The following is a 12,002-nucleotide window of genomic DNA, read 5'->3' as shown; positions in this document are numbered from 1 at the left end:
AGGCTATCGGCCACGGCCCGGCACTTCAGCTTCCATTTGCGGAGGAAAGCCTTGCGACGCTTCTCGATCTCGGCGGCAGTGTCGGCATAGATCATGTCGCGGTAATCTTCGGTCAGCTCGTCATGCAGGCGCTTGGGGGCATGGCCGAGCAGATTGCGGTGCTTGTGAACCGTGCAGCGCTGGATGGGCAGCTCCTCGCCCCAGAGCGCCACAAGCGCAGCCTCAAGGCCAGGGGCACCATCAACGATCACGAACTCCGGGCGCCTTAGGCCTCGCGCGTCCAGATCGGCGAGGAAGCTGCCCCAGGCAGCCGTGCTTTCGCCGCCCATGTTCCTGATCGAGACCAGCACCTTTTGTCCATCGCGCCGCACGCCAATCGCGGCCAGCACCGAGATGTTGGTGGCCTTGCGGTCCAGCCGGGTCTTGATGACGGTGCCATCGAGAATGAGCCGCACGATCTCTTCGTCGGCCAGATCGCGGGCAGACCATGCGTCCCAGTCGACCTTCACCTTGCGCCAGGCGCGGCTGACCACATCCTTGCTCACGGCGCCTTCAAACAGCCCAAAGAGCGCCCGCTTGACACGCCGGGTATTGGTGCCGGCCAGATAGACTGCTGCGATCAGGGCCTCGGCCTTCTTTGTCAGCCGCCTGTAGCGGGGCAGTGCCTTCGAGCGCCATTCGGTGATCTTGCCGGCTTCGTTCTCGATCCGGGCACGAGGAACCCGCACTGTCTCGGTGCCGAATGTGCCGGTCAGCTGCCGATCGCGATGCCCGTGGCGGTAGCCCTTGGCCCGCTCATTGCCGCGGCCGTAACGAAGCCGACCCAGAAAGTCGGCCAGTTCCTCTTCGAACATGGCCTCAATGGTGGCACGGACATTCGCCCGCAGGCGATCCTCGATCGGATCATACGCCCCTGCGTCGGGCAGTAGCGAAAAGGATGAGCTGTCGGTATTCTGCTTCATGGCGTGATCTCCCTGGCGGTTGCCGCCGCCGGTTGGGTGGGTGTCAGTTCACCCGGAGATTACGCCACCGTCCAATTTCCACCACTTCCAAGACACGACCATGGTCTTCACCCTGGTCCGGGCCGCATCGAAGAAGTGGCGTAAGCTTAACGGCACAAACCAGTTGCCACGCGTCATCGAAGGCGTCAGATTCACCGATGGCATCGTCGCTGACGAGGCCAGCCAAAGCCGCGCCGCCTGATCAAGCCGCGTCACCCAAATTCAGCCATAGCTCAAGTCCATGCACTGGCCGATGCGTCACGGGCCGACCGGTCGCCTTTGCCGTGACACCCGGAAACATCCCGGACATTGATATGGCTGTTCCGCTTCTGGAGGGACTTTCCCGTCCCAAAAGACTGATTGCCGACAAGGCCTATGATGCCATGAGCCTGCGTCGCTGGCTCAAGCGCCGGCGCATCAAGGCGGTGATCCCCTCCCTGGCCACGCGCACCTTTCCCTTTCCGCTCGATCGGAAAGCATACAAGCGGCGCAACGTCGTTGAGCGGATGTGGGGAAGGCTCAAGAACTGGCGCCGTATCGCCACCCGATACGACCGCCTGGCCCGTAACTACCTGGCCAGTCTGGCGCTGGTCTCTATTGTGATTGCTTGGGCCTGAATGAGTTCTCTACCTACTTGCGGTTTTTCTCGCCGTCGGCCCCCTAGCCCGCGATGGAACAGGATCGCGTTCAGTTCATGATTGCCAATGACAGTGACGGTACCAGCATTGATCAGGCAGCACCTCGGTCAGGACCGTGCGGTCGCAAGTCCCCTGCCCTCCTTCGATGAAGCCGCTAACGAAAGCCAGCGCGCCGTCTGTCGCCGCGAGGTGGCCTCCAGCCGTTGCATGTTGATATGGATTTCGGGAATGACCGTGATCATGCACTGGTCATTAAAAGCCGTATTACTGGTCCCAGTAATCCTCTGCGGCGGCATTGCCGGGCTCTCGCGCCGCTGCAAGGTCACGTGCAATGCAGTCGATCATGTGGGAATATTTAATGTCGCTGCGCCACCCGTGGATCAGCATCTCGACCGTTTGAAGCAGTCGTTAGAGGTTGCCTGCCACCGCGCCTGTGCTGTCGCTATTGTCCCTATCGGTCACGGCGATCTGCACTCGTGCTCGACGCCACGGCCCACCCGCACGCGGAGCCCGCGACCGCCGGGGCCTTCTCGGCGATTCAGCATCGGCGAAGGCGGTCTATGGTCTAGGGTCGGCCGTCTGGGTGCTCGGACATTGCCGCCTTCAGCGCTTCTAAGATCTGGCGGAACAGGTCGACCGATCTGACCGCGCTACAGTGTGGCACCCAAGAACACTTCGAAAGAGATCCAGGCGAACTCGACCGCCGCTTGCTGCTCCAGAAGATGACCATTAGTTACGGGCACCGCGTGAAATCAGTTCCGAGCAGCGCTCTACTATATACTTTGGTATAGAACTAAATGGTTTTGCGCTGAACAACATCATGGCCGCTTGCCTGTTCCCTCCCGATGATGGCAGCCTCCGTCCTGCCTCACCGTCCTGGAGTAGGGCAAAAGCACTATGTAATCGAAGGTCAAGAATAGATCAGCAGCCAAGTTCCAAGCGGTTCCATGCTATATAGTTGGAGACCATATGATATGGTTTAGTACTACTAGGGACCGAACTACCTCCTTTCCTAGCGTACCACGCGGCGCTACATTGAACTCAACTATAATGCAGAGCAGGAACACATAGATGCCAGTCATATCATTCGCTACACCGAAAGGTGGAGCTGGTAAGACCACGTCTGCCATTGTCTTAGCAACAACGCTTGCACAACGCGTCAGCGTCGAACTCATTGATGCCGACCCGGCTGCACGAACAATCGCGTGGGCAAAGCGTGGGTCTGTGCCCGAGAAACTTACGGTTACCCAGTCTGCTGGGGAAAAAGCTATCCAAGATGAGATAGAAACTGCAACTAGACGGGCAGCCTTCGTGATCATCGACTTAGAAGGGTTGGCATCGAGGCTGAACGCCTTTGCCATGGGCGAGAGCGACCTAGTGATTGTTCCTCTTGGAGACGAACAGCAAGATGCAGATGCTGCGGTCGAGGCGTTGAAGCAAATCCGTCAGGAAGCTCGCTTTGCCAGACGCGAAATTCCTTCGGCACTGCTCTTTGCTCGCACGAAAGCCGCCGTGAAGGCGCGGAATGCCAAGGAGATCAACGCAGAGATGCGAGGAGCTGTCGCAGCCTTTAAAACTGAGTTGAACGACAGAACTGCGTTCTCGTCGCTCCACAGTTACGGGGGCTCTCTCTATGATCTTGATCGCTCTGCAGTTGGGGGCGTTGAGAAAGCTATAGACAACGCGGAGGCGTTTGCAGCCGAAGTCGTATCCAAACTGCGGGGAGATCAGCAATGAGCAGGAAGATTGCAGGCCTGGATGCCCTTGACGATTTCGAACCAGTCCAGAAGGTGCAGGGCAGGGTGGTCGAACGTGCGGTGGCACCGGATGATCGCTGGCCTAGCCGAGAACCTCGACCTGAAAACACCCGCGAAGCCGAAGGCGCGCTGTCGATTAAAGGTCCCGCTCGTATCATTGATCGCTTTAAGCAAAAGACTAACAACGGCCGTGACATCAAATACTATCAGATGCTTGAAGCTATGATGAACTTCTGCGAGCGCCACGGCTTTAACGCTCGTGTTGAGATGATGACAGACGCGGAGCGAGAGGAACTACGTAGAAGTCTTACGCGCTAATCCATACTATATACTTCGCAACCATATAGAATAGCATGCAGCCGGCCTGAGTGCCGGCTCTTGCTTTTCTATGTTCTCCCGCGGCCTTTCCTCATTGAAATTTCCTCGCCAAACTGTCCAAGAAAATTTCAGTCGCCCATCCTCTTGATCATAACGATAACTGCTGAAAGTCTTCCGCGTGCTGCATGATTGTCAGGACGTTGTGCAGCATTACTCGCCCTGACAATCTAGTTCCGGCTTTCTAGACGAACCCTGACAGGATCACCTAATCGTCCATTTAACCTGCCTCCAAGGCACAACCGTCATCATCGGGTGAAATCCCCTGCACCTTTTCCGTTGCCTCGACCATCACCCTGACGGCGGTGTCGTTCGTAGAGATTGCCAAGCCTGATCCCAGAATAGGAGTGAGGTCTCGCCTCCGCCTCAGAACAACTGGTTCCGCGTTGTCGGCCTTTGATGCTGCGTTCGGATCAACGGACTTTGCTAGCGCCTGAGTATCAAACGACTTTTTACCAACTTGGTCCAGGACGACACGGGGTAGGGCGGCCTTCACCCGGCTCCGCTTCGTGGCAACGGCTTCCACCTTCTCGGCCAGTGCCGTGATCTTGCTGCTGGCAAGGATCAGCTCGCCGCGCATCGCGCGCAGTTCCTTGTCCTTGGGATCAGGCCCGGGCAGGGGGCCCTTCTGTGCCTTGAAGATCGGCTTCAGCATCCTGTCGTCGAAATACTTGATCCGCCATGCCTTGATGGGATGCTGCCCGTTGGCCAGGATGATCATCTCATCCTCCTTCAGCCGCCCGGCCTCGTCTTCGGTCAGCAGGTCACGCTCTTCGTTCCGCTCCGAGACATTGATCCCGTTAAAGGGTCCCTTTCCGACGGTCCTGGACTTGGAGGTGACCCGGACGGTGGTCTTGCCAACCGCCGCAGAAAGCTCCGACTTGGTGCGCTGCTCGGAGGGAGCGAGGTAGATCTTGACGCCTGCGCCCCCTTGCAGCGAAAGCCGGGTGTCTTCGCCATAGATCTTGTCGAGGGCAGGGATGGTCTGGGTCACGACAGCCAGGTGGCCGCCATAGGCCCGCAGCGTCTTGATGCTGTCTGTCACGCTCGGCATGCGGCCAAGCATGTCAAACTCGTCCAGCATGATCATCACACGCCATGGCTCGTCCTCGCCAGGGAGATGGTCGTGCAGGCTCGACAGCAGGTCCGAGAAAAACAGCCGGACGAGGGGCGCGATCGCCCGGATCTTGTCGTGCGGCGGTGCCACGAAATAGGCGGACTGCGGGAAGCGGCGAAAATCTCGGAAGGAGAAGTCGCTGGTTTCCGTGGCGCGGTCGATGGCGGGGTTTGACCAGAGCGACAGGCCCGAGGTCATCAGGAGCGACAGATAGGAGGTCAGGGTCCGGTCATTGGTCGAGGCCAGACGCTCGAAGAGAAGACGGACCGCCGGACTTTTCACAGCATCAGCGTACGTCATGTACTGCTTCTGCTTGTCGCCGCCGGCCGAAGCCAGCCGATAAATCTCGCCCAGGGTCGGGGTGCCGCGTTCGATTGCATAGATGCCGCAGGCCACGAACAGATCAATGCCGCCGTCCAGCAGCCCCTTGGCACCATCATCCTCGGTTTGCAGGAACAGCTCGGCCAGCATCCGGATTTCCATCTGGCGCTGATCAGGGTTCGGCAGCGCATTGATCCGGTCGAGGGGATTGTAGCGGTGGCCGGGATTGTCCCAATCGAGCGGCGCGAACCGCCAGATCTTGTCGCCCATGGATTGACGATGACGGCTGGTCAGCTCGAAGTTCTCACCCTTCACATCGAGAACAACAGCGCTACCCTGAAACAAGAGCAGGTTGGGGATAACGAAGCTGATCCCTTTCCCGGCGCCTGTCGGTGCGACAAGCAGGCAATGGGGAAAGGCTGCCGAGCAAAGAAACCGCCCTCGGCCCTTTGGTGATCCCGTCTTGCCCACCACAAAGCCGCGCCCAGGTTTCTCAAGAAAGCCGTTCTTCTTCAGCTCACGCCGGCTTTGCCAATGTGCCTTGCCAAAGGTCGTCAGCTTCTCGGTCAAGATATTGGCCGCCAGCACAAGCGACAGAACGACAAAGCTGCCCCAGATCACATTCAGGATCTGAAACGCCCTTTGATCAGTGGACCGAAGAGATGGGTACTCCCGCACGATTGCCAGCCAGTCGAGATACTGGCCGTTGTAGCCGCGCCAGAACGACAGAAAGCCGGTTCCGACGATATAAGCAAAGCCGGTGCCCAGAACGGCAAAGAGCAAGGCTCCACCCAGGATGTGCAGCTTATTCATGGCCGCCTCCCTCATGGCCACGTTCCTGGCGTTGCCGTTCGCGTTCCTGGCTCAACTGTTCGCTGACCCGTTCAAGTCCCTGCCGGGCTGCCGGGTCATGAGAGACGCGCAGGTAATCCCGGGCCATGGTCAACTGATCGTCACGATCCCCAATACCGCGCAGGACGTCCGCGTCTCCGCTCTTCAGCCGCTCCAACTCGTCACCGGAAAGCGTCCGCTCGATGGCCTCGCGCAACCGCCGCTCATCCTCGGCTCCGACCGGGCGCGCATACCTGGCGAGCTCAGCGTCGTCCGCTGCTGTGCCATCCCGCGACCCAATCGAGGTCGTTGGCGCATGATCGAGCGCATCCGCGTCGCGCGACCGCTCCATCTGGTCAGCCGTATCGAGGGTATTTCGGAAGCGGTAAGCCTCAGCGCTCCTGTCCGCCGCTTCCCGCAAGGTGCCGTAGGAGACCCTGTCATCATAGGTATAGGTCGACCCGCCACCTCGGGTGGCAGTCTCAACGCCGGGATAGAACCGGCCTTCATCCTCGATCACGACCGGCCGGGTTTCCTCGATCCCGTCCCGTGAGGACCATTCGCCTTGCGCGTAGATCCTGACCTCGATGTCCTCAGCGTCAGCCTCCTCGCGCGTCAGCTCACGCGTCCCATCCGGACCCTGGTCCTGCGCCGCAGCCCGTTCACCGTGCTGGCTGGCTACCCGCTGGTGAATGGCATCGTCCACACCATAGGCGTCTGCCACGCGATCATAGGCGGCATCCACCACGGCGATGGCCTGCTGCAACTGCGCCCCGTCTCGCAGATCAAGCCCGCGCAGATCGGCCACGCTTTGCAGATCCTGCTGCACCCACCGGGTCTCCAGGGCCGCGGAGTTGGCGCCCACGCGCATCCGCGCCTCAACCTCGACCGGATCGATCCCGGTTCCGTCCAGGGCGGTTGTCAGCTTGTCTCGACCTTCCAAGGCAAAGCGGGTGTTCACCATCGCAAGGTTCTGGGCCGAATAGATGCCCTGCTCACTGGCGGTCTCGCGCAGATCGCGCGACCGGGTGCCCAGGGGCTGCAGATGCTCCACCGATGTCAGTGCCTCGGCCAGCTTGCGCTCCATGGCCGGACGCTGGTTCGGGGCTGCATCGGCAATGCGCTGCTCAGTGCCATCGACGGCCTTCCTGAGGTTGGCTGCGGCTGTGTCAAAATCCTCGACCAAGGACATGTAAGGTTCTCCTTTGGCTACAATGGCGCCACCCCCGGCCAGGACCGAGGAGGCCTTCTCAAATGCGGTTGCCAGATCCTGCAGGTTCTGTTGCGAGGCAAAGCTCGCCAGCTCGCGATAGCGCAGGGACCAGTCGCGAACTTCCTGCGTGGCGCGGCTCAAATCCTCACCAATGCGCGGCTTTCCTTCAGGAGCCTCAAAAGCTCTGCCTGTTTGAGCCGCCCTTTCCTGAGCCCGCCGCCAGTCGCCATCGGTGGGCGGATAATGGAGATGTCCCCGCTGCAAACGAGAGGTGGCCTCAAGACGAATGCCATAGCGATCGGCATGATCGACCATGGCCTCCTTGAAGGCCTCATAGCTGTAATCCGTGCCCCGCCGCAGGATGAAATACTCCCCATCCTCGCCGCGCCGGTTGACGATGATATGGGCATGGGGGTTCTTGTTCGGACTGTCGGTGTGAACCGCAATCATGTAGTCGAACCGACCACCGAGCTTTTCCCGGCAGATTTCGCCTGCAATCAGGCTGACATGGTTCGGCTTTGTCCCGCGCGGAAAGGACATCAGCAAATGGCTGGTCCGGGCCGCATTCATCTGTCCTTTCCAATGATCAGACCACCGCGACACGGCAGCCTCGATCTGCTCCGGGCTCAATGTCTTTGCACCATCAAGCAATCCCCGGGAGTCGTGGATATCCACGCTCTTGCTGAAGAGGTAAGTGAACTGGGCGGAAAGCTGACCGGGTGACGAACATCCGCCGGTGCGGATCATCTTGAAGACGGTAGGGGAGGCGCCTTGAGCCGCACGCGCCATATGCCGGGCATGTCCGATATTCCGGCCCCGGCCGACCTTGCCCCAATCTTCTTCAAACAACTTGCCGGTAACAGCGGTGACGGCATTAACCCGGCTCATCGCCAGCCTCCGTCATTCCGGAAACAAACCGGCGAATGGTCTTTGAGGCTCTTTTCCCTTCAATCTCCCGAATTGCTATCGACACGCCGTCGAGATGCTCCAGAAGATCGGACAGGAGCTGCTGTTGCGGCCTGGACAACTTCAGCTGCTGGCCGCGCCGGACCTCGTAGTTCTTGGTGGCAACCAGCTGGTTCACGTTCCGTCCGATGGCCGCCAACTCGCCGGCAACATTACGCAACGCGTCGGCGAGGTCGGGATCGGGCTCCAGAAAGCCGGCGGGTACGCGACACACGCGGCGCAGGGCATCGGCTCTGCTGGAAAGACCAAGCCGTCCCGTGAGGGCGTCAAAGGCCGCAAGGCTGTTGCGATCGACGGTGAAGGACACAGGCGCGGTGCCGGTATCCACCACAGCCTCCTGCTCGTGAAAGGCGCGCAGGGCCCGGTAGATCGTCGGTCGCGTGACACCATGGGCCTTGGCCAGCACCGTCACAGGCACGCCCGAGCGAACCGAGGCGGCGATCTTTTTCACGTCAGAGGGGCTGAGCTTGAGGCTTCGTCCGGTCATGATCAAAATGTAAAAAATTAGATTTGTATTTCTTGCCAATCTACAACCTAGCGTTGAGCAAGACTGAGGGAATGTCAATGACGTCAGACTGGGTCGACGCTAGGTTTCCGTTTCAGGCCCGAGTTGGGCCGTGCGCGACTGTCCGAACCTGCTTCCACAGAACATCGGAGCGGCCGAGCGGAAACCGCGAGACATCTCCGACGGCGCAGGAGGGGGCAGAAGTGTCAGGATCTTCCCGCCGCCTCAAGGAGAGGGGTGGCTATTCATCCAGCGGAAATCGATCTCCCGCGTACCAGAAAAGCAACTTACCCGATCATAACGCTCAAACATGACGATGGGACCTGACGAAACACCATGACGCATGATCATGACGGACAGTCATGACGCTGTAGCATGACGCAAAAGCATGACGCAAAAGCATGACGTAATCACATGACATCATGACATGACGTTACTAGATGACGTAATATAATGACGCGAAATCATCACGTAAGGGCATGACGCTGTTCTATGACGTTAGTTTATGACGTAAGTTCATGACGCTTGGCCATGACAGTATGGGCACATTGGAGAACAGTCATTTCATCAACCAGCGATTTTGATTGAGACGGCTTTAGGGAAACCTTGGCCAAGAATTGAGAACGGAGAAAACCACATGGCAATTGTGCTTGGGATCATGAGCAGCAAGGGCGGGGCCGGAAAGTCGACCATCACGAAGCTTATTTCATCTGCCTTTGCCTTTACCGGAAACACGTGCCTCATCATCGACCTCGACCCTAACAAGGACATCGTCAATTGGTGGTCAACAGCGACGCAAACAGGCTATGTCGATGACAAGATCATCGTCAGGCCGGCGACCAATGGCGACGATCTGTTCGACCTAGTTGGCCGGTATGAAAGTGACGTCAAGTTCATCCTGATCGACACCAAGGGTGAAGCCAGTTCCTGGGCCGTCGATCTCGCAAGTGTGTCAGACGTCCTGGTTGTCCCTTGCATGAATGCCAAGGGTGACCGTGAACGCACCCAGGAAACGATAGATTGGTATGAGGATCTGAAATCTCGGGCCGAGAACGGGGAAAGGATCCCGCCCCTCCATGTCGTGTTGTCCAGGGTAAAACCCAATCTGCTGAGCCATGTCCGCGGCACGCCAAAGCCAAAGGACCTGGCCGCCCGCGAGTTCGAGCGGCACTACGAGATCATCGACCAGTTCAATCCCCTAGTGACGATGGTGCCCGAAAAGTCCCAGTACCGGGAAATGGACGAGTTAGGACCGTTGGGCGCCATTCTCAAACGATACCGCGAAAGCGATGACAACAACGAGAAGCTCAAGGCCTACCACTTCGAGGTTGCGTTGGCCCACGCCATAACCCTCGTGAACAACATCTTCGACAACAGAAAGATGGAGGCGTCCGATGCCGCGTGATCGGATCCGGACCACCCGCGAGGATGCCACCGGCTTCGAGGACGGGGTGAAGGGCCGTCGAAAGGAGCCGATCCTCAAGCCGCTCGATCAGAGTGCCCTGGCCACTTTCGCGAAGCGCAAGCGCGTGGCCGAGGCTGCTCAAGAGCCACCAGTCGCGCCAACGGACCAGTCACAACCCCCGGGTGATCATGCGGGCAATGACGCTGACGGGGAGGCCAGGGGTGCACAAGGTTCAGGTGTGCCGCCTGGTGCTGATGAAGCAGGCTCGCGGCCGGAACCAAAGGATGGAGCGCTCGCCAGCGGCCTCTCCGATTTGGTGGTGCCGCCGCGCACCAGGTCTGCCGACACGCTACAACTCACCCTTCGTTTGCGCGTCCTGAACCGGCATGTTCCAGCAATGAACGCCCTGGCTGAAAAAGGCATCAAGCCGGACAAGGTATTGCGCAAGGCTTACCGCCGCCTCGGTACGATACGGTTTGAACCTCGTTATGTCCCACGCGTGGAAGAGCCGAGCGGTCCTGTCGGCTGGAACCATCGTCTTACCGTTGCCGTGAAAAAAGAGACTCTTCAGGCCATCGAGGCCCAGGTTCGCGATGGGGCAAGCGCACCGCGGTCTCACCTGCTGCTCGGCCAGATCGAGCGGACCTGGTTTGCCAGCCTGGAAGACACAATGAAGGAACTGTCAGAATGAAGCGTTTCGCACTTGTCGCCATCCTGGGTCTGCTTGCGTCTCCTGCTTTGGCTTGGGACGAAGAAACCGATTTCCGAGGTCTGCATATCTACACCGCCTCCGGTGACGGGATCTCTGCCACCGCGGTGTGTGATCCCGATGGCGCCTTCATTCCTCCGACGAACCACCTGAGCATCACGCTCGACGGCGATCCGCTGGATGGGGAATACCTGATCAGGTCTTCGACAGAGACGCATCAGGGCAAGATGATCTCCGGTTCCGCCGTCAGTCGCGATGGCCAAGACTGGACGGGCCTTATCAGCGTTCTGCGCAGCGGGTCGCAGATCGAGCTGACGGCCAACGGCAAGACCTTCCGGTTGGACACGGGTTCCCCGTTCCCGGTCGACTGTGATGCCGACGCCTAAAACGATCATTGGGCGCGCAAGCAACTCCGCCTTTCGAAGTTCATGCTTCTCGGGTGGTTTTGAGCCGGAATTATCCTTCTGAGGCAAATCATTCGCCCCGGGCTTGCAGCCCACGAACGGAACACGCCCTCCACAGCCCGGATGGATCTGGGAGAAAGCTGTCGTCAATTCCGGCAAGGACATAGAGAGCTGATAAGACCAGCAAGTCGCGGTGGCGCAACCGTCACCTTGACCGGCCAAGGGCAGTTTCTGCATCGCCACACAAAAGATCGCATCGCCCGGCTTCCCGCGCGGCACGGTGAGGCCAAGCCTCAGGCCTACGATCCTACCGAAGACTTGTCAGCGCAGCTGACGCGGTTCGCTGATCTCGTCCGCGTCTTGGGTCGCTTCATGCACTTCTTCGCGAATGATCTTGCTGGTGATGTCGTTGAGGTGGGTCGTCAGGGCGCGGCTGAGCTCTTCGAACTCCGGCCAGAGCGTCACGTTGACGAAACTGGCCGGGGCACGAACCATAACGGTCTGGCGGTGCATGCGCGCATAGCGAAATGGCTTGAGGCCGTAGCGCCGGCACAGGGCGATAAAGAGCTGACGTGACCAGGGGTCGGGGATCGAGAACTTGAACTCCTCGGCCTGCTCCTTTCGGCTGGCCGTCTCGAACCGCCGTCGAATGCGCTCTGCTGCAGCGCCTGCCGCTGATTTTTCCCCGGCCGTTGCAGCGCCCGCATAAAGCGCTTCGATCTTGCGCAGCTTCTCGCGAAGACGTTCCTCGGAGGACATG

General features: G+C 59.3%; 11 protein-coding genes and 1 pseudogene. 7 read left to right on the top strand and 5 right to left on the bottom strand.

Annotated features, from left to right (window positions below; genetic code table 11):
* On the bottom strand, positions 1-962 hold a 962-nt coding region (locus OU682_RS15980; RefSeq protein WP_268943176.1), incomplete at its 3' end, for an IS256 family transposase.
* Between the two features lie 100 nt (positions 963-1,062).
* Between OU682_RS15980 and OU682_RS15975 the strand changes: the two are divergent.
* The 4 genes and pseudogenes from OU682_RS15975 to OU682_RS15960 all read left to right on the top strand — a co-directional run.
* Positions 1,063-1,203: pseudogene (locus OU682_RS15975) on the top strand (IS256 family transposase); the annotation flags it as partial.
* Positions 1,160-1,618, top strand: a complete 459-nt coding sequence (locus OU682_RS15970) for an IS5 family transposase (protein WP_268943175.1) — start codon at positions 1,160-1,162, stop codon at positions 1,616-1,618. The pseudogene OU682_RS15975 and the gene OU682_RS15970, both read left to right, overlap by 44 nt.
* Positions 1,619-2,710: 1,092 nt before the next feature.
* The gene (locus tag OU682_RS15965) at positions 2,711-3,376 is read left to right on the top strand and encodes an AAA family ATPase (protein ID WP_268943174.1); all 666 of its coding nucleotides are present in this window, start codon (positions 2,711-2,713) and stop codon (positions 3,374-3,376) included.
* Complete coding sequence (locus OU682_RS15960; protein WP_268943173.1) at positions 3,373-3,714, top strand: hypothetical protein; 342 nt, start codon at positions 3,373-3,375, stop codon at positions 3,712-3,714. The genes OU682_RS15965 and OU682_RS15960 overlap by 4 nt, the downstream gene beginning before the upstream one ends.
* A gap of 277 nt (positions 3,715-3,991) precedes the next feature.
* On the opposite strand, the gene OU682_RS15955 is transcribed toward OU682_RS15960, so the two are convergent.
* From OU682_RS15955 to OU682_RS15945, 3 genes are all read right to left on the bottom strand, one after another.
* Positions 3,992-6,037, bottom strand: a complete 2,046-nt coding sequence (locus OU682_RS15955) for a type IV secretory system conjugative DNA transfer family protein (protein ID WP_268943172.1) — start codon at positions 6,035-6,037, stop codon at positions 3,992-3,994.
* Positions 6,015-8,000 (bottom strand): relaxase/mobilization nuclease domain-containing protein, encoded by a 1,986-nt coding sequence (locus OU682_RS15950; RefSeq protein ID WP_371832262.1) that lies wholly within the window; start codon positions 7,998-8,000, stop codon positions 6,015-6,017. The genes OU682_RS15955 and OU682_RS15950 overlap by 23 nt, the downstream gene beginning before the upstream one ends.
* A 127-nt stretch (positions 8,001-8,127) precedes the next feature.
* Positions 8,128-8,670 (bottom strand): helix-turn-helix domain-containing protein, encoded by a 543-nt coding sequence (locus tag OU682_RS15945; RefSeq protein WP_268943170.1) that lies wholly within the window; start codon positions 8,668-8,670, stop codon positions 8,128-8,130.
* A 691-nt stretch (positions 8,671-9,361) separates the two neighbouring features.
* On the opposite strand from OU682_RS15945, the gene OU682_RS15940 reads away from it, so the two are divergent.
* From OU682_RS15940 to OU682_RS15930, 3 genes are read left to right on the top strand one after another with little or no spacing between them, the layout of a single operon-like run.
* Positions 9,362-10,129 carry a ParA family protein gene (locus OU682_RS15940; RefSeq protein WP_268943169.1) on the top strand — a complete coding sequence of 256 codons (768 nt, stop codon included), beginning with the start codon at positions 9,362-9,364 and terminating at the stop codon, positions 10,127-10,129.
* Entirely contained in the window at positions 10,119-10,820 is a 702-nt protein-coding gene (locus OU682_RS15935) for a hypothetical protein (RefSeq protein ID WP_268943168.1), read from the top strand. The genes OU682_RS15940 and OU682_RS15935 overlap by 11 nt, the downstream gene beginning before the upstream one ends.
* Complete coding sequence (locus OU682_RS15930) at positions 10,817-11,224, top strand: hypothetical protein (protein ID WP_268943167.1); 408 nt, start codon at positions 10,817-10,819, stop codon at positions 11,222-11,224. Before OU682_RS15935 ends, OU682_RS15930 begins: the two co-directional genes overlap by 4 nt.
* 339 nt (positions 11,225-11,563) lie before the next feature.
* On the opposite strand, the gene OU682_RS15925 is transcribed toward OU682_RS15930, so the two are convergent.
* Positions 11,564-12,001, bottom strand: a complete 438-nt coding sequence (locus OU682_RS15925; RefSeq protein ID WP_268943166.1) for a hypothetical protein — start codon at positions 11,999-12,001, stop codon at positions 11,564-11,566.
* Position 12,002 lies beyond the last annotated feature (1 nt).

Origin of the sequence: Paracoccus benzoatiresistens (assembly GCF_026913015.1) — a bacterium.
Lineage (GTDB): Bacteria > Pseudomonadota > Alphaproteobacteria > Rhodobacterales > Rhodobacteraceae > Paracoccus > Paracoccus benzoatiresistens.
The sequence above is the reverse complement of the archived record's forward strand: the minus strand, read 5'-3'. Positions and strand labels throughout refer to the sequence as shown.